Genomic DNA, 21,131 nt, shown 5'->3' with positions numbered 1-21,131 from the left:
GCAGGCAATTATGCAAATTTTTCTTGCTCGAAATAACGTACAAGCTGGTCCATACAATTTGGAGCAGCTCAATATCATGTTGGCATCTGGCGAAGTGGTGCTAGATGACCTGATGTGGCATGAAGGCTTGGAGCAATGGCAACGTGTCGGCACCTTAACCAACAACCAAACGGTCTATACACCCGCTCCGGTTAATGGCGCTGAGGTCAATGACTCTATCATTAACAACGTCACTATCTTTCCAGAAGACAACGCCTCCGGTAATCAAACCGACAAGCCTGTGTCTTTAGATAGACTGTACGGCAAGCCTGAGCGTAAAGATACGGCGAATAATACCAAGGTCGACATGACGACCAATCGTCACCACACCCCGCATCACAACGTCTCATTAAACAAAACCCCGCTGAATAAAGCTGCCACCAACCAAGATAAAGTCGTTGGCGACGTCGTACTAGCGCCAATTATGTCACGGGTCTTAGCGACCGCTATCAATGGGCTGCTATATCTGCTGGCGATATTTCCGCTGGTGATGGCACTGACCAAAATGGATGTCGACTATAGTAAGTTTCAAAACATCCAAGATATGGACGCCGCGTACCAGTACTCAATGACATTGATGGAGAGCCTACCTAGTAGCACATTGATGATGTCGCAAATCATGGTGTTCGGCCTATTTGCGTTGCAGCTGGTATTTATCGCATTACGCGGCCAGTCACTGGGCAAGCTAATCACTGGTATTCGTGTGGTCGATCAAACCACTCATCGCCTGCCCTCATTTACCAAGCTCATCGGTATGCGTACGTTACTGCTGTTTATTATTTATAATTTACTATTTTCGTTTACCAGCTTTTTAGGATTTGTCGTTGTCGCCGTTCATTATTATATGGCCTCCAAAAGCCCTGAAAACATCGGTTGGCATGACAAACTGGCTAAGACGTTGGTGGTCAAAGCCGACAGCAGTCAGCTGACAAAAAAGCCAACTCTGAAATAATCAACCGATAAATAACACGCGAAATCTTTAAATATATCCTTAAACACCTCTTTAAATACTGAAAAAGCAGCGCATGATCGTGGCTTTTTTAGTATTACCGGCAATGCGTGAGTGATTAACCTTTGTATTAGCCACTCACTACTGTTATAATACGGCGCTTTATAAACTAAGCTTATCTCCAAGATTTTATAAGAACTATTTTTATAAATAGGGTTTTATAAAACTGGGCGTTGGGTTTACCTTATAAATCTCCTTGCTATTGACATAGGGTCAATAGCTACTAATCCGTAAGGAGTCATAATGCGACATTACGAACTGGTGTTACTTGTACACCCAGACCAAAGCGACCAAGTGGTCGGCATGGTTGAACGCTATATCAAGTTGGTTCAAGACAACGGTGGTGCTATCCATCGCCTTGAAGATTGGGGCCGCCGTCAATTGGCTTATCCAATCAACAAGATTCACAAAGCTCACTACGTTCTTTTCAACATCGAAACTGACGGTGATACTTTAGCTGAACTTGAAGAATTATTCCGCTATAACGACGCGATCATTCGTAGTCTAGTTATGCGCCGTGACGAAGCTGTCACTGAAGAGTCGCAGTTAGCCAAGAATGCCGATGAAAAACGCGCACGCAAAGCAACTACTCGTCGTCCAGACAATCGTGAAAACGACGACAACGACAACAGTGAAGACTAATTAAAGGAGAATACTCATGGCACGTTTCTATCGCCGTCGCAAATTCTGCCGTTTCACTGCTGAAGGCATCACTCACATCGACTATAAAGATGTTGAATTGCTAAAACAGTACATCAGTGATAATGGTAAAATCGTACCAAGCCGTATTACCGGTACGTCTACTAAGTATCAGCGTCAACTAGCCACTGCTATCAAGCAAGCTCGTTACCTTTCACTACTTCCGTATACTGACAACCATCAGTAATTTAACCGTTAACTAGGAATGACTCATGCAAATTATTTTGTTACAGCGTATCGTCAACCTTGGTAAACTCGGTGAAACTGTCGATGTAAAACCAGGTTACGGTCGTAACTTTCTTATCCCTCAGGGCAAAGCGCTACCTGCGACCAAAGCTAACATTGAAAAGTTCGAAGCACGCCGTGCTGAGCTTGAAGCTGAAGAAGCAAAAGAAATCGCTACTGCTCAAGAGCGTGCTGACGCATTAACTGACGTTAATGTCATCATGCGTGCTAAATCAGGTGACGAAGGCAAGCTATTTGGCTCTATCGGTACTCGCGATATCGCTGAAGCTTTGACTAACTCAGGTCTAGAAGTAGACCGTGCTGAAATCAAGCTACCTGAAGGCACTCTACGTCAAGTGGGTGAATACAATGTTGATATTCAGCTACACCATGACGTGACTGCTAGCATCTTGGTTACTATCTTGTCTGAAGATGGTGACAATGAAGACGCAGCTGATGATGTAGAAGACGACAACGAAGATTACTCAGAAGAGTAAGTCTTAGTAGCAGTCTAAAAAAGCCAGTGACATTATGTCGCTGGCTTTTTTTACTGCTGATCGCTGCTAATCTCGCTTGACTTATTTGTTGCTACCCGATGATATACTCTAGTAACCATCCGAAATAAATCCTTAAACATCTTATACTTAACGATAAGACAACCGCTACAAAACCCTATATATATTTGGCTATCTGATTGTTATGCTATCGCCCTCTCATTTACTGATAGGATGCGATGAATAGTATGACAAATAACGATACATTGAACGATAAAATATTAAACAATCGTGTGATCAATACCAATGATAAATTGTTATGTATCCAAGGTAATAAGTTTTATGCAGAAGGTGAGGTTTATACCGTCGGTAGAATTGTGAATAATAAGTATTTTCAACTGTTAACTGGCAGTAATGACGATCACTGGTATGCCACACTAGATAAAGAAGGCATTTATGTCAGCTTCGATTCTATGACGCCTGATAATAACAAAGCATGGTTTGATAAGATTGCCTAGACGATGCAAAAGCCCTGTCTCATCGCTGCAGAAGATAAAATACACTGGTCATTACACATGGCCAGTTTTTTGCTATGAGCCTTTTTATTAGAGCATGTTTTTAATTGGGTTATCATGGAAGCTGGCATTGAAAACACGCTCAAAAAAGAAAAGACAAGTCTTGGCGCTCCCCATATGCCACTGAAGCTGGCCAGTCTGCTGCTATCTTCGGTACATCCTGCCCAGCATCAATCATCTTGGCAGCAGTTATCCAGCCTGCATGACCGACTGCTAATACTGGTTTTTGACCACTATTTTGCGCAGCCATGTCATTTAACCAGTTCTCCACACGTTCAAATAACTGCTGCAAGCTCTCGCCACCATCAGGCGCAAAGTTAGCAAAGTTAGCACACCAGTCATCGATCTCTTGCTTGGCAATCTGCGCCCAATCTTGGCCATCCCATTGACCAAAATTAATCTCAGCGAGCTCAGGGACGACATGACACACAAAACCGCGCTGCGCCAATATTTGCCCGACCTTTAAAGAACGCTGTAATGGGCTTACCCAGATTACCTTTGGCAGCTGATGCCGTCGCACAAAACGCTCGATACGATGCGCCAGACGTTTTAATTTGCGCTTATCGACGGCCACATTACTCTGGCCGATGCAGCGTCCGTCAGTGGCAATGGGTTTTGGGTGCCGCCAAATATAAAGCGTCATTGATGGATTCGCCTCCTGTTTTTTTATAGTCAATTCACCATAAAATAAACACAGTGCTACTGGGATGAATTTTTCGTAGCATCTGTCTGCGTAGGCACAGCAAGCAAGGAAAATTTATACCAGTAGCGCGTCATAATACTTGTACTCTTTTCATTTAGGACTGACTATATACTTTAGACAAAAGGTATAGAAGCAGCCAGCCCCGCATATATGGCGATTTCACTTACCTGCTGCGTCGCCCCTAGCCCATCGCCCGTATAGCCATCTAAACGCCTACGTAATAAGCGGCGCATATAGTCTGTCGCCAGCAATGCCAATATCAGCGCTACTATCCATTGGCTCAGACCAATCTGCTGCACAGTGCTCGGAAACAAGAAGACAACGAGCGCGCCTGCTACCAATAGCCAACCACTACTGAAAAACCCTTGTAGCGGTGTCAACTGCTGCGCCATCGGTTTGGCCTTGGCGTGCTCGACTTCGCCGCCATATGGCAATAGCGCAAGCAAACTGATACATAATAAGCGCGACGCGGTATGAGCAATAATTAGCGCGACGATAGCCACCGATGACGGCATAGACGCCAGTAAAGAAATCTTAATCAATAGCGCCGATACCAGACCTAGCACGCCGTATGTGCCCAAGCGTGAGTCTTTCATAATCGTTAAAGTGCGCTCGCGAGTCAGACCACCGCCCAGTCCATCACAGCTATCGGCAAGACCGTCTTCGTGAAAGGCGCCAGTTAGCCTAACCCCAAAGACCGTACTGATCACCACCGCGACCAAAGGCGTAAACAAAAAACTGGCCAGCCAAAACACGCCAGCACAAAGTAGCCCAACAAGCAAACCAACGGCGGGAAAATGACGGCTACTCTGGTGTAACCACTGCGGATCGTAGGTTTTAAACGCGGGCACCGGCAGGCGCGTCAAAAACTGCACCGCAACCAGTAACAGTATGCCTTCTTGTTTGATACACTGACCAATACTTGGCGTCGCAACAGATTGCTGTGGCGACGCTGATAGATCTGAAGGCGCGTTTGCTGACTGATTTTCTGACTGGCTTGGTGGCTTGTTTAGTAACTTTGACATTAGCTGTTCTGATCACTGATGCCAGCATCACTAAAGCTTGCCATCTCGTTTATAAAGCCGCAAGCGGACTGCAATAGCGGATAAGCAAGCGCAGCCCCGCTACCCTCGCCCAGACGCATACCCATATTGAGTAATGGCTCAGCATTAAGTAATTTTAATAAATGCGCATGTCCTGGCTCGACTGAGTGATGAGCAAAGATGGCATACTGCGCGACACCTGGCGCTAGATGCTCGGCAGCCAATAACGCACTACTGGCAATAAAACCATCAATTAATAAGATACGGCGCTCACTGGCGGCCTGAATCAGCGCCCCTGCCATCATAGCGATCTCAAGCCCGCCTAATGCTGCCAGCACTTCTAATGGCGTCTGCGCGTTTTTATGCCGCTGCAATACTTGGGTCAAGACTGTTGTTTTATGCTGTAGTCCCGCATCGTCAAGTCCTGTACCGCGGCCGATACAATCGGCAATCGACACCTTACCCAAGCGTGCCAGTAACAGGCTCGCCGCCGACGTATTGCCAATACCCATCTCACCGACGATGAGCAAATTACCTGCCAGGCCTTTAGCCACTTTCATACCATTATTTAGAGCAGCGATGCACTCCGCTTCGCTCATGGCAGGCTCGCTCATGGCATCTCGGCTACCGTATCGAACTTTATAATCGAGCAGCTGCGGATGATCTTTAAAAGGAGAATCGGCAAAGTCTGCATCCACTCCCGCATCGACGACCTTTAGCTCGATATTATGCTGGCGGGCAAACACATTGATCGCCGCGCCGCCTTGCAAGAAGTTATAGACCATTTGCGCGGTGACAGCACTTGGATAGGCTGAGGTGCCATGTTTGGTCAAACCGTGATCGGCGGCAAACACTCGAATTTGCGGCTGATAAATCTGCGGCCTCGTCGTCCCTTGAATCATACCGATTTGCAACGCCAGCGACTCTAAACGACCCAGCGCGCCACGTGGTTTGGTTTTGAGGTCGATGATTTGCTTTAGCTGTTGGCGTAGCTCGTTGTTTTCTATCGTGGCAATGGTTGAGGCAGTAAAGGTGGGCAAGATAGTCAAGGCAGTCATCCTAATGTCGATGCTATTAAACAAAGAGACATACTAGCAGAGTATGGGGTTTTTGGCATAACCAAAGGCAGTTGATACCGCCTGCTGTGTTAAATAAATTTCCTCGCTGTCTGTATTTGCTATAGAATATGCGCCTTTAAAAACTCATATCATGACTGCTGTTGTTCTATGATGGTTTTGCTTGATGGCAGATACTTGCTGATAAGCATATCAGCACTGACACAAGCACGAGCATAACCAGTGACACAAGCCGTGATGATATCCACCCTATTATGTAGAGACAGTAATGATTGTATTTTGGCTTGTGCTGACCATTCTTTTTATTATTTTTGCCACCGCAAAGCTAAAATGGCATCCTTTTTTAGTGCTGATCCTATCTGCCTTTTTGGTCGCGCTATTTTATCAAGTACCGCTCAACACCGTCGCCAAGACTATCTCTGATGGCTTCGGTGGTATCTTAGGCTATATTGGCCTGGTCATTGTTTTTGGCACTATCATCGGGCTTATCCTAGAAAAAACCGGCGCTGCCATTGTGATGGCGGAGTCTGTCATCAAGGTTTTGGGGCCACGCTTCCCAACTTTGACCATGTCTATCGTCGGTTCTGTCGTTTCAATCCCTGTATTTTGTGACTCAGGCTATATTATTTTAAACTCATTAAAGGAGTCTTTAGCCGAGCGCTTAAAAGTATCTAGCGTGGCGATGAGTATTGCTTTAGCAACTGGTCTATACGCCACTCATACCTTTGTACCGCCAACCCCAGGGCCCATCGCTGCAGCGGGTAACTTGGGCTTAGAGTCCAATCTAGGTTTGGTCATCATGGTCGGCGTGGTAGTGACAGCTGTTGCGGTATTGGCAGGCTGGTGGTGGTCCAATCGCTTTTTGAATGTCACGCCTGATAATACAAGTGCGCCCGCAGCGACAATGCCTGACAATATCAAAACACGCGATGATTATGGCAGTATGCCGTCAGCCATGATGGCGTTTTTGCCGATTATCGTACCTATCGTCTTGATTTGCTTGTCTTCTATTGCCAACTTCCCAAGCGCACCTTTCGGTAGCGGCACACTGGCAGACATCCTCATCTTTATTGGCAATCCTTTGACGGCGCTGCTTATTGGGCTGTTTTTATCGTTTTTACTGATCAACACTGAACAAAAAACGCAGGAGATTAGCGATAGCATCTCGCAAGGCCTCGTGGTGGCAGCACCTATCTTGCTCATCACTGGCGCAGGCGGTGCATTTGGCGCTATGCTAAAGATCACACCCATTGGCGACTATTTAGGCACCACACTATCTGCATTGGGGCTGGGTATTTTTATGCCATTTATCGTCTCAGCTGCGCTAAAAACCGCGCAAGGCTCGACCACTGTCGCGCTGGTCACTACCTCAGCGATGGTTGCACCGTTATTGGATCAAATTGGTCTCGACAGTGAGCTTGGCCGTGTGTTTTGTGTGATGGCGATTGGCGCCGGTGCCATGACGATCTCGCACGCCAACGACAGCTTCTTTTGGATTGTCAGTCAGTTTAGCCGTATGAGTGTCGCGCAAGCGTACAAAGCGCACTCAATGGCGACCGGCATTCAAGGTATGACCAGCATCCTCTTTATCTGGCTGTTGACCTTGATATTTATTTAATTGCTGGTTTATAAAATTGAATCGACTGTATAAGCAAAAAATACAAGATAAGCAAAGAGAAATACATGAAAATTTTGATCGCCCCCGACTCATTTAAAGAAAGCTTAGAAGCGCTGGATGTGTGCCGTGCTATTCAGTCTGGTTTTAGTCAGGTGTTTGCCAATGCCGACTATATGCTGCTGCCTATGGCTGATGGCGGCGAAGGCACCTCTGCAGTGCTCTCTTATGTACGGGGCGGACGCTGGAAAGAAGTGACGGTCAACGATCCACTTATGCGCCCCATCACTGCCAAGTATCTATTATTAGAAAACGAAACGGCCGTGATTGAGATTGCCCACGCCTGCGGTCTGCATTTATTGACGACGGATGAGCGCAACCCGCTAGTCACCAGCACTTACGGGGTGGGTGAGCTGATCGCCGATGCGTTGGATGAAGGCGTCAAGCATATCATTATTGGTCTAGGCGGTAGTGCTACCAACGACGCCGGACTCGGTATGCTAATGGCGCTGGGTATTACGTTTTATGATCATGATGGAGTGCCTTTAGTACAAGGCGGTAGTGCGCTTGCTCATCTGTCACAGCTAGATATCTCACAATTACATCCAAAACTGCAAGATACCACCTTTGAAGTGGCCTGCGATGTGACCAATCCATTATGCGGATCATCGGGCGCCAGTGCTATCTTTGGGCCACAAAAAGGCGCTAGCCCTGAGCAAGTGGCGCTACTAGATAAGGCGCTAAGTCATTTTGGAGAGGTATCGGAACAGCATGGCTATCAAAGCTGTCAAGACATTGCGGGTGCCGGCGCTGCAGGTGGTCTTGGCTATGCCTTGATGAGCTTTTGCGGTGCTCGCCTAAAGTCAGGGTTTGATACCGTGGCCGAGGCGGTCAGCTTACAAGCGCACATTGCAAGCGCTGACTTGGTGATTACTGGTGAAGGCAGGCTCGATGCCCAAAGCGCCATGGGCAAAGTCGCAGGTGGTATCAGCCAACTTGCCAAAGCTGGCGGCAAACCTGTGATAGCCATTTGCGGTAGCGTAGACAAACTGACCGCGGCTCAAGCCAGTCACTTTGACATCGTCATGCCCAGTATCCAAAAACTAGATAGCCTAGATAAGGTGTTAGGCAGCGCTTATGACAGTATCGAGACCACTGCGAGCAATATTGCAGCGGCTATTAAGCTTGGGCAATCTCTCGAGCAAATATAAAGCCACTGCCCTGCTCATTAAATAATAGTAAAAACAAAATAACGTGCCTTTCTTAGGTTAGCCAGCTTTTTACTGCTTCGATAATAATTGGTGTGCAAGACCCAAACGTAGAAGAGCTGGCCGAGCGCATCATCGCCGCTGGTGGCAAAAAGCGTATGGAAAAACTGCGCTATTATTACCCTAACCAAAAGCCTTATCGTATGACTTAAATGAAAGACCCGTTTGGCAATATTGTTGAGATATATAGCAACAGCTATGAGCTAATATATAGTGAGGGTGCATACTAGGCCGCAGATTTATTACCTCATACATAGCGTACTCATGATTTGAGTACGCTATTTTTATCACAAGCCAGCTGTTATATCACTGATGAGCCATGCTATCATTTGGGTTTATGCCCTATTATCAAGGAAGATAAATGCACAACACCCATACACCTACGGGTAACCCTACGCCTGAGACCAATGAGCCGTTCGTTATCAGAGAAAACCATAAAGAGGCAAACGGCGTCGTCACGCTTACTCTCAATCGCCCCAAACAATTCAATGCGCTATCCAGCGATATGCTCACTGCCATGCAGACAGAGCTGGACAATATCGCCCAAGACAGCCATATTCATGTTGTCGTCATCGCGGCGGCTGGCAAGGCATTTTGTGCAGGTCACAATCTAAAAGAGATGCGTGCCCACTCGGATGAAGCATTTCACAGCGCATTATTTAAACAATGTAGCCAGATGATGCTGACCATCAATCAGATGCCGCAAGTCGTGATTGCCAAGGTACAGGGCATCGCCACTGCCGCAGGCTGTCAGCTGGTCGCCGCTTGTGATCTCGCCGTGGCGGCTGATGAAGCCAAGTTTGCCACCTCTGGCATCAACGTCGGGCTGTTTTGCTCGACGCCGGCTGTCGCTGTCAGTCGCAACCTCTCTCGCAAGCAAGCGTTTGAGATGCTCATCACTGGTGAATTTATCGATGCCCGTACCGCCTTGCAGCAAGGGCTTATTAACCGTGTCGCGCCAGCGAATCAGTTGGCGGCCAGCCTACACACTCTAATCGATAGCATCACTGCCAAATCCTCTGTCGCGCTCAAAACTGGCAAGGATATGTTTTATCAGCAGTTGGAGATGGGCTTGGCAGACGCCTATGACTATGCAGGCAAAGTGATGAGTTGCAATATGATGGCAGATGACGTGCGCGAGGGCATTGATGCGTTTATCGAAAAGCGCGATGCTGTATGGACGGGACGATAAGACTCAAGCGCCAGTGTGACTGGCCACCATAATGTGATTGAAAAGCATGACTAAATATGTGATTAAAAATCCACCTTGCCGCGTAACGCTTTTATTTTGCCGCGCTGCGTCTTTTGATCGACCCGTTTACGCTTAGCACTTTTGCTGGGTTTGGTCGGTTTGCGTGTCGCCAGCGTTTTTGTGGATTGCAAAATAAAGGCTTTGAGACGCTCAAGCGCATCTATCTTATTGCGCTCCTGCGTACGGTATTGCTGCGCTTTTAATACAAAGATACCATCTTTGGTGACACGACTGTCTTTACTGTTTAATAAACGCCGTTTGTGCTCTTCGCTTAAGCTTGAGGCATTGATATCAAAGCGTAGGTGAATGGCCGAGGCGACTTTATTGACGTTTTGTCCGCCTGCCCCTTGCGCACGAATAGCATGCATATCCACTTCGCTATCGCTCAGACGCATGGTATGGCTGATAAAAATCATAAGACCCTTTTTTGTTGTATATGGTTTTTATGATATGGGGCTTAACTTGGCATTTATAAACCGCAGTAGAGTAATGACAAAAAAGCTAACAGCAAGAAGCCAAAGGACAATGCCAATAAAAAATACCAATGAAAAAGGACACGATATCGCTATCATGTCCTTTTTGTTTGGCTCTGACTGCTTACTAATAGCAGCGCTCCGCTCGTAGCAACGCTAAGCTACTCTGCGGCAGTGGCAATCATCTCAACGAGTAGCTCAGGGCGCGCCAGTGCAGACTCGCCGCAAGCACGCGCTGGTGGCTGTATGCCTTCAAACCACTTATCCCAGACTTCATTCATCGCGGCAAAGTCTGCCATGTCTTTAATCCAAACGGTCACTGAGAGTAGCTTTGATTTATCGCTACCAACCTCTTCTAGCAATGCTTGGATTTTTTCTAGGCAAGTGAGGGTTTGAGCTTTGATGTCGTCTTCTGCGTTACCCACCTGACCGCACAGATAAACGGTCTGGTTGTGTACCACGATTTTACTCATACGCTGATTGCTGTGTAGCTTTTTCATCGTATTTTATCCTTAATATCTAACGAAAGTTAAGTTGCTTTTGTCCGGTCAGTAGCTCTAACACCTAGCGAGAAAAACGCTGAGCGCTAAATGGGGCGATATCGACCAATAGCGGCTTATCATGAATCATCTCTTCTACGATGCGTCCTGTCATCGGCCCTAAGGTAAAGCCTTGATGGCTGTGGCCAAAGGCAAACCAGAGCTTGTCATGCTTAGGTGCAGGACCAATGACCGGCTTCATATCTGGCATACAAGGACGCGAGCCTGCCCACGCTTCGCTCTCGACAGCGTCATCTAGTGGTAGAATTTTGCGCGCGAATTTTAGGACAGTCTGTAATTGGCCGAAGTTTTTTGGCGCGTTCATAGTGGTCATCTCAGCACCGGTAGTGATGCGAATACCTTGCTGCATTGGCCCCATGACAAAGCCTTTGTCCATATCAAACATACTGTGATGGATGGTGTTTTTGTCCGTCACTTTAAAGTGCTGATGGTAGCCGCGCATCGGGAACAACGGCAGGTTATAACCCAATGGTTTGATCAAGTCATTTGACCAAGGGCCGGCAGCGATGACCAGCTTATCACTATAGTAGGTCTCTTTATCCGTGATGATTTTCCAGCCTTCACCTTCTTTGACGATTTCTTTTACGTCACTTTCTTTGATCGTCCCTTGCATCTCTTCGAAGTTTTTGGCATAAGCTTTGACCAAGGCGCTTGGGTTTGAAACTTGCCACGAGTTGAGCCAATGAATCGCGCCCACAAACCCATCAAAATTGGCACTTGGCTCCATCGCTTTTAACTCTGCAAGACTCAGTACGTTGTGCTCGACGCCTTGCTCACGAGCCGCAATGGCTGATTCGATCGCCTCTTTAAAAGTGTCTTCAGAGCGATGCAGCTGCAACCATCCATCACGCGTGATCAGCTCATCGGCACCAGATGCCGAAATCATGGTTTGATGCTCGCTGGTACAATGCGCAATCAGCGTTTGCCACTCAGCTTCGATCTTTTTAACCGTGGCGGGCGCCGAGAACTTCCAGTATTGCAGCAAGGCTTGATGATAACGCAAAAGAGCCGGTATCCGATAACGGATATCGGTACCTTGGTTGGGTAGTACGCGAATCATCTCTGTCAGCTGACGCGGGAAAGGATGAGTGTGGATTGCTTCTCGCTGGATCAAGCCAGCATTTCCATAAGAGGTCTCTGACCCTGGGAGTTTTTTATCTAGTAACAGTACTTGCGAATTATTTTTTTGTAGATGCCACGCAATTGAGGTGCCAACCATGCCAGCACCAATAACAATAACCTCATAGCGCATAGAATATCCTTTCCTAACAGGTAGTAGAGTCTTGCATATCAGGAGGTGATAATAACGCGAACCTGATAATTAATAAACCCATATTTAACGGATTTTTTTACCGAAAAATACTTTTGGTTATACGTTTTTAACAAAGGTATTTTTTTCAGGAATAACAGACCATTTTATCAAAAATAAAGCCCGCAAGCGCCCTACTCGCCTGATATAGCGGCGCACCTGCGCGCAAATCATACATGGTGATATATCATAAGAGCGCCCATAACAAGGGCATCGTCATATGTGTATTTTAATGACAGTACTAAGCACAGTCTTGCGATAGATATTTGAGTCCAAATACACCGCAACAACCTCACCCTTATCCTCGGAAAATTTGCTACAATATGCCCAATTTTGGCTGGCGCTTTCATCGAGCATCGGCCGACCTTATTTTATAATACTATCGAGAGAGCATTATGGGTTTTAATTGCGGCATCGTCGGCCTACCAAACGTGGGCAAATCCACCTTATTTAATGCGTTGACCAAAGCGGGCATCGCTGCTGAAAACTTTCCGTTTTGTACCAAAGACCCCAATACTGGCATCGTCCCTGTGCCAGACCCTCGTCTCAAAAAACTGGCCGATATCGTCAATCCTGAGCGCGTACTACCCACGACCATGGAGTTTGTCGATATCGCAGGTTTGGTCGCAGGAGCATCCAAAGGCGAAGGCATGGGCAACCAGTTTTTGGCCAATATCCGTGAGACCGACGCGATTGCACATGTGGTACGCTGTTTTGACGATGACAACGTCGTCCACGTCGACGGCCGTGTCAGCCCTATCGATGACATCGAAACCATCAATACAGAGCTGGCACTCGCAGACTTAGAAGCAGTCGAACGCGCTATTCAAAACCAAAGCAAAAAAGCCAAAGGCGGTGACAAAGACGCGCAGGCCATGCTTGAGGTGTTTAAGAAAATCGAACCTTTATTGGCTGAAGGCAAAGCAGCACGCGCAGCAGGTCTGGATAAAGATGAGCAAAAACTGATCCGCAGCTATGGTTTGATCACTTTGAAACCGACCATGTATATCGCCAACGTAAGCGAGGATGGTTTTGAAAACAACCCTTATCTTGATGCGGTGCGCAACTATGCCACAGGCGAAGACTCTATCGTTATCGCTTTGTGCAACCAAATCGAATCTGAAATTGCGCAGCTCGACGAAGACGACAAAAAAGACTTTTTAGAAGACATGGGCATGGAAGAAGCCGGTCTTGATCAAGTGATTCGTGCAGGTTACGACTTACTTGATATGCAGACCTACTTTACTGCTGGGGTCAAAGAAGTGCGCGCATGGACGGTCGCTGTCGGCGCTACTGCACCGCAAGCAGCTGGCGTTATTCATACCGATTTTGAGCGCGGCTTTATTCGTGCTGAGGTCATCGCTTATGACGACTTTATCGAGTATAACGGCGAAAAAGGCGCTGCAGCCGCTGGTAAATCTCGCCTAGAAGGCAAGACCTATATCGTCCAAGACGGCGATGTGATGCACTTTAGATTTAACGTGTAACTTTAAATAGTATAGCTTGTTTAAAGTTAATTAGCCGATGTTGGATATTCTCCATCATCGGCTTTATTTTATCGTTACATTGTTATATTATAACATAACTTTATTGCGGTTATTTTATAAGAGGATTTATCACATGACAGGACGGATGTCTTTTTCTAACTTTATCATCGCTGTATTAGCAGGCAGTATGTTGACGAGTGTGGTTGTTGGCTGCCAGCCCAAATCCGATACCCCCGACGCTGAATCGGCTGCATCTAATCATACCATCATAGAGCATCCTCACGACGAATATGTCCATACAGAATACAGTCATGCAGAACACAATCATAGTGAGCTCAGTCATAATGAACACAGCAACGGCGGACATGCGCACACCGATCACAATCATACAGAGCATAGTCACGATGCGCACACTCATGCCACTGCAAGCACCGCTTTTACTTGTGAGCCTGCGACGACTATTAAGGCTTTTTATCATTATGATGCCACCCCGCAAACGGCTCACCTTCTCATCGATGGCATCGAATACGACTTGACCGCCAGCACTGAGAGCAATGACCAACAAATCTATATGAGCGATATCGGTCTTGATGACCGCCACGGCATCATCTGGCAAGTCAGTGGTGATGAGGCGACACTACTGAGCAAAACCTTAGATGATGAAGTCGCCGTCAGCGATGAGCAGATACTTTTTAACTGCCATACAGCCTAACAGTCATCACGCTGAGCCACGGTACGAAAGCGGTACTAAGTAGCAGCTGTACCAAGGGGGCTATTTTGCTATGCTAGAGACTCCCTTGGTTTTGGATATTTTTATATGCTAGGCACCTCTATGTCTTTATCGTCTGCCACCACCCAATGGTCTCATCTTTTAAACGCTCAGCGTCTCGGCGCTCATAAAAAACACAATGCCAATACCAGCACCCGCTCTCAGTTTCATAAAGACTATGACAGGCTGGTATTTTCGCACTCTTTTCGCCAGCTCAATCAAAAGACCCAAGTACATCCCTTGACCAATCAGCTGGGTATTCATACCCGTCTGACCCACTCTCTTGAAGTCTCTTGTATTGGGCGCTCTTTGGGTATGATGGCAGCAGAAAAGCTCCATGATAAGCTGTCCCACGGTCTGCCCACTGGGGTTTCGCCTGCTGATGTCGGGGTCATCGTGCAAGCGGCGTGTCTGGCCCATGATATCGGCAACCCGCCGTTTGGGCACGCAGGTGAGTACGCCATTCGCGACTGGTTTGCCCATCCTGAGCGGCAGGCGGTTTTGCAGCATTTATCCCCCTCTGAGCAGTTGGATTTATTGGTCTACGAAGGTAACGCGCAAGGGTTTCGTTTGCTCGCACGTAACGAGCATCATCCTGATAAAGGCGGCATGCGTTTGACTTGCGCAACCTTGGGCGCTTTTATGAAATATCCTTGGCTGGCCACCCACAGCAATGACAGCTCACACCTTACCTATCCGCAGCGCGCTGCTGCCACCTTACAAGCCCGTCCATCGCAAGCCAAAAAAGTACAAAAATTTGGCTGCTTTTATAGTGAAGCGGCGCAGCTAGAAACCTTAGCGTCGTGTTTAAATCTGCCGCGCTCCAAGCAGCATGACGGTTTTTCCCGTCATCCACTGGCATATCTATTAGAGGCGGCGGATGATATTTGTTACGCATTGATTGATTTAGAAGACGGCATCAATCTAAATATGCTGACTTATCAAGATGTGGCGGCGATATTTTATGAGCTGATCGATGAGCGACCTTGTACCATCGAGTTACCTGCTCATATGTCTGTCAGACAAAGTCTGGCATCACTGCGCGCGCGGGCAATGATGCGCTTGGTCAATACCGTGACGGATGCTTTTGTTGCCAATGATGACGCATTACTGGCCGGAACCCTTAGCGGCAGCCTGTTTGCCCACTGTGATACCAGCGTACAAAGCGGCATCCATCAAGCCAAGCAGCTGGCGCGTGAGCAAATATTTAACCATCCAAGTAAAGTACGTATGGAGCTGATGGCCAATCAATGCCTGCATCGTCTTTTAGATGCCTTTATGCCGCTGGCGTGGTCGGGTAGTACAATCATAAGCGCCGCGCAGCCTATGTCTTTTGAGCAGGAGCGTTTGCTAAAGCTGCTACAGCCGCACTTAGATGAGCAGCGCCGTACGTTATCAGACAATGTCTATCATAATATTTTAAGCATTCTAGATTTTATTACGGGTATGAACGATCATGAAGCCTATCGACTGGCGCAAGAGTTGCAGGGGCATTGGGGGACGGTGGTATAAGACGCGTCCATTTGGAAAACCGCAATAAACAAAATGAGTGGGTGCGATATGGCGACTATTGAGTTAACAGTCGTTGCGTATTTTGGTCGTATTTGTGCGCTAAAATGCGTATGATAACCTTTTATTGGATAATTTTTGAAATACTATGAGTAGTCGCGAACAAAAAAAACTTCAAACTCGGCACGCTTTTTTTAATGCGGTGCTCGATTTATGTATGACTGGGCAAGCCTTTAGCTCTATTAGCCTTCGACAGGTCACCCGCGAGGTGGGCGTGGTGCCGACGGCATTTTATCGGCATTTTGACGATATGGAGTCGCTTGGTCGCGCCTTAGTGATTGAGGAGCTTGGCAGCACACTTGCTATACTGAGTGATAGCCTACAGATTGGCCGTAAGCGCAGTTTTGATCGGCAAATTGCCAAAAGTATCCAGCTGTTTTTGTATATGGTCAGCGACCAGCCGTACTATTGGCAGTTTTTGGTCAGTGAGCGCTATGGCGGCTCTGATGCGGTGCGCAAAGCCATCAGCGATTTGGTCAAAAACCACACGCAAAACTTAGCAGATGACTTAGCGTTGCAGCCAGCCTTTACTCACATCAATGCTTATGATCGACGGCTACTGGCTGAAGCTGGCATCAATATGTTTTTTTCTTGGATCATCGATTGGTTGGAGCTGACTTACACCGAAGATCATGATGACGAGATCGATCTAAACGAAGTCGAAAAAAACAAACAACTGATGCTCCATAACTGTACTCGGCAAGCACAGATGCTGTTTTATGGTGCGTACAACTGGAAATCAAGCGAAGAGACTCGTTTAAAAGATTAGCGGCTCTACAGCTTAAAAGCTGGGTCTAAAGGCCCACAGGCGCTGTGCCACCACCTGAATATGCTTAGCGATTTTATCGGTCTCACTCGCGACGCTCTCGTTGTTACCGCTACTGTTTGCGGCATTGTCAGGCGTTTTGCTGATCAGTATGGTGGCAAAGCGTTGTTTTCCTGCACCAGTATCAGCGGCCGTGATCAGCGCCACAAATGCTTGGCTTTCGGTAGCAAGCAGCGGAGTCAACGCTTGGCGCTCGTCAGCGCTCACCGTACCAAGCGCTGGTAGTTGCCACAGTGCATCAATCGCCGCTAATGCTTGCTGGCCGCGCATATCGACCAGCGCCTGCATCTGCTGACGATCAGCCGTCTCTGTCAGGGCAGCGAGCAAAACTGGACTGGCAGTATTGATATTGATAGGCAAATAATAAGGCACTGCAGTGATATAAGGACGTAGTGCTGCTAAATCCTCAGCGCTGACCTTTTCGATATCTTGTAGCTGCTCTACACTGACAAATGGCTGATTGGGCAGTGTGCTGGCCGCGCCCCTCGATTGCTGTTCATAGACCACACCTTCATCACCGCCATCTTGATAAACCGTGCTGTCACTATCTTGGTAGTCAAGCACAGCTATAGCAATCTCTGGTGCCAAATTTAACTGTACCAGCAACCTCTGAAATACCGCCAATGCGGTGCCATCCACTGCGCCGTCATGATATAAGTTATTGATATTAAATCGACTGGCTTCATCACGCACCTCGACGCTAATACTGTGCCCATCCAAGGGATACGGCGGGATCGGCTGCGCCCAAATATCTTGCTCACTATCCGTCTCATTTAGCGTATCATCAGCGCGAATCAGCGTCACGGCCAGCTGTTGACCCGCATGGATGTCTTGTAAAAGCTGGTTTTGCTCAAACAATAATCCACTGCGTCTAATGGCAATCTTTTGACTGGCCAGCATGGCACCTGCCACGACGGTGATGCTGACCACCAGTAGCAATATCGTCAATAAGGCAACCCCGCGCTGTGAGTTCGCTGTCATCGACATAACTGCCCTCTAGTATCGAATAAAAGATGCATTTAGACACCGCCCCCTGCATCATCGTTTTGGGCACCGCCATTATCATCATTATTACTGTTGTTGCTGTTGTTATTGCTGTTACCATCATTAACTGTATTTGCTGTTTTAAAGCTATCAACAGCTAGCGACTTAGGAGCGAGCGCCCATTGCCACGTGATTGGCATGTCTTGATAAGTAAAGCTCACCGCCACACCTTTTGGCAAAAGAGTGATTTTGGCCTGAGTATTGGCTGTATTGGCTACGCGGCTCGTTTGATTTGCCGATGTGCCCAAGCGCCCACCCTCTGTATTAGGGAACTGATCGCTTGGCTCTGGCATTAATGCCTGCCAGCGTCCTGCACTCACGCCTTTTAATAGCACACTATCTAAGCTTGTGCTCTCGCCATTCATACTATGGATACTATGATATTGACGGCGGATCAGCTGATCGTTAGCAAACACATAGGCAATCCGCTGCACACTAGCGCTACTCTGATAGCGTGGATCCGGATCGGCAAATCGTACAAAACTGACAGACTCGCCATCCACGCTCATAAACGGCTGAGGCGGCGGAAGTGTTGCTTGCGGATCTGTGCTGCTGTTATTGGTTAAGTCATCAGTCGTTGACGCTTCATTCGCCTGATAAGCAATGACTTGCCCCATATCTTGTTGCAACTGCAAATACGCGTATTGTAATACTGCCAAATCATCTGCATGACGCTGGGCGCGCTCACGCGACTTGCTGACACTGTCAAACACTTGCCACCCTGCGAATGCGAGCATGGCAAATATCGCCATTGCTAGCAGTAGCTCTAGTAAAGTAAAGCCCCGCTGCTGCCTCATGGCGCACCGCCAGATGCGGCCAAACCTGCCAAATCTAGGCCGCCGATGTCTTGCTCACTATTGCTTAGCATCACACTGATATCGGTCACAGCCGTACGTGCTTGGCCATCTACTATCGGCGCAACTGAGATATTTACTTCTTTTAGCGCAGGCGTGATCGCCTCATTGACCGTCATGACCACCTGCCAGTCTCGGCCTTGGGCATTGATCGTTTGGGTGCGATTGGCCGTCAGCCATGTCTCTTGAATACGTAAATCCGCCGCCGCGTTTTGTGCCACAAAATGCGCCAGTGTACGAGTACGCAGTATGTCAACTGAGCTTAAATAAGCGCTACTGGCGCGGCTGGCTGCAACAGCAACCACGGCCAAAATCGCTAGCGCCACCATCACCTCTATCAACGTAAAGCCGCGCTGGCTCTGCTCTAAATCTGATGAGGCAGCTTTGTCATAAGCGTTGGTGTGTTGGCTCATCACTTACTGTCCTTGTCCAATCATCATACTACCGTCGGGCATAATCGTGATCACATCACCCACCAGCCGCGCCTCATGCAGCACCTCGATGGTCACCGGTGTGGCCTGCCCTGTACCAAACCAAACCACCTGCGGCACCATCTGACCGACAAACCAAGGCTGCAACGTCTGAGCTTGCTGAGCGCTTGATACCTCTACAGCTGCCAAGCTCTGCACCCTGATATGGACACCAGATGGCAGCTCGGGCAGCGTCACCTCCGTCTCAGTCTCCCAGCTTGGCGTTGGTAAGGCTTCATCAGGACCACCGCTCATGGTAGTCAGCTCTGCCGACAGCTCCATAGCATTTTTGGGCGTACTATCATTGGTATGTGCTGAGACGCTCGCTGCCTGATACGCGGCATAGGGATTGGACAAGGTCACAATCACAGGCGTCACCTGACCGCGCTTATCGGCCTGCAGACTAAGGCCCATCGGCTGCATACGCTCAGCGGACAATAACCGTACATAGCTGAGTGAGTCGGTCAGATGCTCATAAAACGCGCGGTTTTTACGCGCTTCACTACTGCCCACAGATAGGCTCATCATACCGGCAAATATCGACAAGATGACCACCACTACCACGATTTCGACCAGCGTAAAGCCTGTTTGAGATTTAGAAAACATGAAGTGCGATTGTGCCGAAGCAGATGTATGAACACAAGAAGTACGGGCGTTTTTTATGAAAGGAGATGTATGACCATCAACATCAGGTATAAGCGCCTTATCATACAGCCTATACTGACTAAATTCTGATTGAATCAACCTTCGAGAGCTGGTCGCTGAGCGAGTCTGAGTCTTTACAGTGACCGGCATATTGCACCTATAAGCTCATGATTGTATTAAGGTAAGTACAAAAACTCTCTGTACTGCCTGCCAAGAGGCCACAGCACAGAGCGATGTGACTGCCTACATTGGGCACTGTTTTTATCTGTTGGGATATGTGCTCTTAACTCATGTAAGTCATCATTTTTAACACGAGAAACGCGCTAATAATTGGTGTTACGGTGCTCTTCTGATTCTGTATCGATTTGCTCTACCAACTCTTGCATATCCTCATCCATCACGTCATCATCAGCAGCTGGGTAGTGACTTGGCAACTCCAGCATTTGCTGTACAAAAGCATAACGCAAGGTGTCGCGGCGACCCAAATAACGCTGATAAAAACTTGAGTTTAATAACCCCGCCCCGCCTTGACCCATCGCCCAAATCGACGACAAATAATCACGAGTGCTCAAACTACTGTGCTCGTCTTTTAGATACGCGCTGATGATGTCGATCAAACGCTTCATACGCTGACGGCGAATATCATACAGCTCGCCAAACAACCGGTTAAGACCTGTCACCGAGGCCGCCAGACGCTCTTCTATCTGGTTGAGCAACATGGCTTTTTGGGGATTAAACAGTTGCTGCAAAATCATACGAGCCACCCCCGCTGATGGGCAGTCATCAATACGGTTGATCTCAAACAACTGCTCTTCATAACGAATAATAATACGCAGATACAGCTCATCTTTACTGGAGAAATGCTTATATAACGTGCCTTTGGCCAAATCCAGCTGATCTGCCAAACTGTCCAAAGTGATATCACCATCGCCGGACTCAAGTAACAGTTGCTCTGCCATCGCTAAGATATTCTCTTCTCGTGCTTTGAACTGATGCTGACGACTCATAATCTCTCCTAAAACTTGACAAGATTAAGCATATAACCATCGTTTATACGGATGTATCGGCAATAAGCGGATGCAACTATATGAAGACTGCTCGAGAACTGCCAAAGGGAATATGCTCGT

Annotated in this window: 23 protein-coding genes; 12 read left to right on the top strand and 11 right to left on the bottom strand. The window is 47.7% G+C overall.

The annotated features are described in order from the left end of the window. The first annotated feature begins 10 nt into the window (after positions 1-10). The 5 genes from R0I52_RS06920 (at position 11) to R0I52_RS06900 (ending at position 2,984) form a co-directional block, all read left to right on the top strand. Entirely contained in the window at positions 11-991 is a 981-nt protein-coding gene (locus R0I52_RS06920) for an RDD family protein (RefSeq protein WP_317053709.1), read from the top strand. Positions 992-1,291: 300 nt separating this feature from the next. Then, on the top strand, positions 1,292-1,690 hold the full coding sequence (rpsF, locus tag R0I52_RS06915; protein ID WP_075102154.1) for a 30S ribosomal protein S6: 399 nt from the start codon (positions 1,292-1,294) through the stop codon (positions 1,688-1,690). A 16-nt stretch (positions 1,691-1,706) separates the two neighbouring features. Continuing rightward, on the top strand, positions 1,707-1,934 hold the full coding sequence (gene rpsR / locus R0I52_RS06910; protein WP_058368567.1) for a 30S ribosomal protein S18: 228 nt from the start codon (positions 1,707-1,709) through the stop codon (positions 1,932-1,934). A gap of 25 nt (positions 1,935-1,959) precedes the next feature. Beyond that, the gene (gene rplI / locus R0I52_RS06905; RefSeq protein ID WP_075102155.1) at positions 1,960-2,469 is read left to right on the top strand and encodes a 50S ribosomal protein L9; all 510 of its coding nucleotides are present in this window, start codon (positions 1,960-1,962) and stop codon (positions 2,467-2,469) included. 245 nt (positions 2,470-2,714) lie between these two features. Beyond that, positions 2,715-2,984 (top strand): hypothetical protein, encoded by a 270-nt coding sequence (locus R0I52_RS06900; protein ID WP_317053708.1) that lies wholly within the window; start codon positions 2,715-2,717, stop codon positions 2,982-2,984. A gap of 139 nt (positions 2,985-3,123) precedes the next feature. Here the strand turns inward: R0I52_RS06900 and R0I52_RS06895 are convergent, their stop codons facing one another. From R0I52_RS06895 to cobT, 3 genes are all read right to left on the bottom strand, one after another. Then, the gene (locus R0I52_RS06895; RefSeq protein WP_317053707.1) at positions 3,124-3,684 is read right to left on the bottom strand and encodes a histidine phosphatase family protein; all 561 of its coding nucleotides are present in this window, start codon (positions 3,682-3,684) and stop codon (positions 3,124-3,126) included. 173 nt (positions 3,685-3,857) lie between these two features. Then, positions 3,858-4,769 (bottom strand): adenosylcobinamide-GDP ribazoletransferase, encoded by a 912-nt coding sequence (cobS, locus tag R0I52_RS06890; RefSeq protein ID WP_317053706.1) that lies wholly within the window; start codon positions 4,767-4,769, stop codon positions 3,858-3,860. Beyond that, positions 4,769-5,845, bottom strand: a complete 1,077-nt coding sequence (gene cobT / locus R0I52_RS06885) for a nicotinate-nucleotide--dimethylbenzimidazole phosphoribosyltransferase (protein ID WP_317053705.1) — start codon at positions 5,843-5,845, stop codon at positions 4,769-4,771. Before cobT ends, cobS begins: the two co-directional genes overlap by 1 nt. A gap of 286 nt (positions 5,846-6,131) precedes the next feature. Between cobT and R0I52_RS06880 the strand changes: the two genes are divergently transcribed. The 3 genes from R0I52_RS06880 to R0I52_RS06870 all read left to right on the top strand — a co-directional run bounded on the left by R0I52_RS06880 (position 6,132) and on the right by R0I52_RS06870 (position 9,938). Then, entirely contained in the window at positions 6,132-7,481 is a 1,350-nt protein-coding gene (locus tag R0I52_RS06880; protein ID WP_317053704.1) for a GntP family permease, read from the top strand. A gap of 65 nt (positions 7,482-7,546) precedes the next feature. Beyond that, the gene (locus tag R0I52_RS06875) at positions 7,547-8,689 is read left to right on the top strand and encodes a glycerate kinase (RefSeq protein WP_317053703.1); all 1,143 of its coding nucleotides are present in this window, start codon (positions 7,547-7,549) and stop codon (positions 8,687-8,689) included. A 418-nt stretch (positions 8,690-9,107) separates the two neighbouring features. Beyond that, positions 9,108-9,938 carry an enoyl-CoA hydratase gene (locus R0I52_RS06870; protein WP_317053702.1) on the top strand — a complete coding sequence of 277 codons (831 nt, stop codon included), beginning with the start codon at positions 9,108-9,110 and terminating at the stop codon, positions 9,936-9,938. 62 nt (positions 9,939-10,000) lie between these two features. Here the strand turns inward: R0I52_RS06870 and arfB are convergent, their stop codons facing one another. From arfB to R0I52_RS06855, 3 genes are all read right to left on the bottom strand, one after another. Next, the gene (arfB, locus tag R0I52_RS06865; RefSeq protein ID WP_317053701.1) at positions 10,001-10,414 is read right to left on the bottom strand and encodes an alternative ribosome rescue aminoacyl-tRNA hydrolase ArfB; all 414 of its coding nucleotides are present in this window, start codon (positions 10,412-10,414) and stop codon (positions 10,001-10,003) included. Positions 10,415-10,632: 218 nt separating this feature from the next. Then, positions 10,633-10,971 carry a RidA family protein gene (locus R0I52_RS06860; RefSeq protein ID WP_075101582.1) on the bottom strand — a complete coding sequence of 113 codons (339 nt, stop codon included), beginning with the start codon at positions 10,969-10,971 and terminating at the stop codon, positions 10,633-10,635. Positions 10,972-11,035: 64 nt separating this feature from the next. Then, on the bottom strand, positions 11,036-12,283 hold the full coding sequence (locus R0I52_RS06855; RefSeq protein WP_317053700.1) for an FAD-dependent oxidoreductase: 1,248 nt from the start codon (positions 12,281-12,283) through the stop codon (positions 11,036-11,038). 452 nt (positions 12,284-12,735) lie between these two features. Between R0I52_RS06855 and ychF the strand changes: the two genes are divergently transcribed. The 4 genes from ychF (at position 12,736) to R0I52_RS06835 (ending at position 16,934) form a co-directional block, all read left to right on the top strand. Then, on the top strand, positions 12,736-13,827 hold the full coding sequence (gene ychF, locus R0I52_RS06850) for a redox-regulated ATPase YchF (RefSeq protein WP_105246264.1): 1,092 nt from the start codon (positions 12,736-12,738) through the stop codon (positions 13,825-13,827). A gap of 133 nt (positions 13,828-13,960) precedes the next feature. Beyond that, positions 13,961-14,539, top strand: coding sequence for a hypothetical protein (locus R0I52_RS06845; RefSeq protein ID WP_317053699.1), 579 nt, complete (start codon positions 13,961-13,963; stop codon positions 14,537-14,539). Positions 14,540-14,659: 120 nt separating this feature from the next. Next, a complete protein-coding gene (locus tag R0I52_RS06840; protein WP_317053698.1) occupies positions 14,660-16,108 on the top strand; it encodes a deoxyguanosinetriphosphate triphosphohydrolase in 1,449 nt (482 codons plus the stop codon). 145 nt (positions 16,109-16,253) lie between these two features. Continuing rightward, positions 16,254-16,934, top strand: a complete 681-nt coding sequence (locus tag R0I52_RS06835; RefSeq protein ID WP_198336324.1) for a TetR family transcriptional regulator — start codon at positions 16,254-16,256, stop codon at positions 16,932-16,934. A gap of 12 nt (positions 16,935-16,946) precedes the next feature. On the opposite strand, the gene gspK is transcribed toward R0I52_RS06835, so the two are convergent. The 5 genes from gspK to R0I52_RS06810 form a co-directional block, all read right to left on the bottom strand. Next, on the bottom strand, positions 16,947-17,972 hold the full coding sequence (gspK, locus tag R0I52_RS06830) for a type II secretion system minor pseudopilin GspK (RefSeq protein ID WP_317053697.1): 1,026 nt from the start codon (positions 17,970-17,972) through the stop codon (positions 16,947-16,949). 38 nt (positions 17,973-18,010) lie between these two features. Further along, positions 18,011-18,832: a type II secretion system minor pseudopilin GspJ gene (gene gspJ, locus R0I52_RS06825; protein WP_317053696.1), complete on the bottom strand. Its 822-nt coding sequence runs from the start codon at positions 18,830-18,832 to the stop codon at positions 18,011-18,013. Further along, entirely contained in the window at positions 18,829-19,302 is a 474-nt protein-coding gene (gene gspI, locus R0I52_RS06820) for a type II secretion system minor pseudopilin GspI (RefSeq protein WP_317053695.1), read from the bottom strand. The genes gspJ and gspI overlap by 4 nt, the downstream gene beginning before the upstream one ends. Positions 19,303-19,305: 3 nt before the next feature. Beyond that, positions 19,306-19,965, bottom strand: coding sequence for a prepilin-type N-terminal cleavage/methylation domain-containing protein (locus R0I52_RS06815; RefSeq protein ID WP_317053694.1), 660 nt, complete (start codon positions 19,963-19,965; stop codon positions 19,306-19,308). 362 nt (positions 19,966-20,327) lie between these two features. Further along, positions 20,328-21,011, bottom strand: coding sequence for a TetR/AcrR family transcriptional regulator (locus R0I52_RS06810; RefSeq protein ID WP_075101590.1), 684 nt, complete (start codon positions 21,009-21,011; stop codon positions 20,328-20,330). Positions 21,012-21,131 lie beyond the last annotated feature (120 nt).

It is taken from the genome of Psychrobacter sp. CAM01, assembly GCF_032842965.1.
In the GTDB taxonomy this organism is placed as follows: Bacteria; Pseudomonadota; Gammaproteobacteria; order Pseudomonadales; family Moraxellaceae; genus Psychrobacter; species Psychrobacter celer.
This window is presented reverse-complemented; position numbering and strand designations above follow the sequence as displayed.

Bases quoted from the DNA above. Each gene is read 5' to 3' on its own strand.
- rpsR (WP_058368567.1), top strand. From the start codon at position 1,707: ATGGCACGTTTCTATCGCCGTCGCAAATTCTGCCGTTTCACTGCTGAA.
- gspK (WP_317053697.1), bottom strand. From the start codon at position 17,972: ATGACAGCGAACTCACAGCGCGGGGTTGCCTTATTGACGATATTGCTA.
- R0I52_RS06900 (WP_317053708.1), top strand. From the start codon at position 2,715: ATGACAAATAACGATACATTGAACGATAAAATATTAAACAATCGTGTG.
- gspJ (WP_317053696.1), bottom strand. From the start codon at position 18,832: ATGAGGCAGCAGCGGGGCTTTACTTTACTAGAGCTACTGCTAGCAATG.
- R0I52_RS06815 (WP_317053694.1), bottom strand. From the start codon at position 19,965: ATGTTTTCTAAATCTCAAACAGGCTTTACGCTGGTCGAAATCGTGGTA.
- arfB (WP_317053701.1), bottom strand. From the start codon at position 10,414: ATGATTTTTATCAGCCATACCATGCGTCTGAGCGATAGCGAAGTGGAT.
- rpsF (WP_075102154.1), top strand. From the start codon at position 1,292: ATGCGACATTACGAACTGGTGTTACTTGTACACCCAGACCAAAGCGAC.
- cobT (WP_317053705.1), bottom strand. From the start codon at position 5,845: ATGACTGCCTTGACTATCTTGCCCACCTTTACTGCCTCAACCATTGCC.
- R0I52_RS06845 (WP_317053699.1), top strand. From the start codon at position 13,961: ATGACAGGACGGATGTCTTTTTCTAACTTTATCATCGCTGTATTAGCA.
- R0I52_RS06835 (WP_198336324.1), top strand. From the start codon at position 16,254: ATGAGTAGTCGCGAACAAAAAAAACTTCAAACTCGGCACGCTTTTTTT.
- R0I52_RS06860 (WP_075101582.1), bottom strand. From the start codon at position 10,971: ATGAAAAAGCTACACAGCAATCAGCGTATGAGTAAAATCGTGGTACAC.
- ychF (WP_105246264.1), top strand. From the start codon at position 12,736: ATGGGTTTTAATTGCGGCATCGTCGGCCTACCAAACGTGGGCAAATCC.
- R0I52_RS06895 (WP_317053707.1), bottom strand. From the start codon at position 3,684: ATGACGCTTTATATTTGGCGGCACCCAAAACCCATTGCCACTGACGGA.
- R0I52_RS06875 (WP_317053703.1), top strand. From the start codon at position 7,547: ATGAAAATTTTGATCGCCCCCGACTCATTTAAAGAAAGCTTAGAAGCG.
- R0I52_RS06810 (WP_075101590.1), bottom strand. From the start codon at position 21,011: ATGAGTCGTCAGCATCAGTTCAAAGCACGAGAAGAGAATATCTTAGCG.
- R0I52_RS06840 (WP_317053698.1), top strand. From the start codon at position 14,660: ATGTCTTTATCGTCTGCCACCACCCAATGGTCTCATCTTTTAAACGCT.
- R0I52_RS06920 (WP_317053709.1), top strand. From the start codon at position 11: ATGCAAATTTTTCTTGCTCGAAATAACGTACAAGCTGGTCCATACAAT.
- R0I52_RS06880 (WP_317053704.1), top strand. From the start codon at position 6,132: ATGATTGTATTTTGGCTTGTGCTGACCATTCTTTTTATTATTTTTGCC.
- gspI (WP_317053695.1), bottom strand. From the start codon at position 19,302: ATGAGCCAACACACCAACGCTTATGACAAAGCTGCCTCATCAGATTTA.
- R0I52_RS06855 (WP_317053700.1), bottom strand. From the start codon at position 12,283: ATGCGCTATGAGGTTATTGTTATTGGTGCTGGCATGGTTGGCACCTCA.
- rplI (WP_075102155.1), top strand. From the start codon at position 1,960: ATGCAAATTATTTTGTTACAGCGTATCGTCAACCTTGGTAAACTCGGT.
- cobS (WP_317053706.1), bottom strand. From the start codon at position 4,769: ATGTCAAAGTTACTAAACAAGCCACCAAGCCAGTCAGAAAATCAGTCA.
- R0I52_RS06870 (WP_317053702.1), top strand. From the start codon at position 9,108: ATGCACAACACCCATACACCTACGGGTAACCCTACGCCTGAGACCAAT.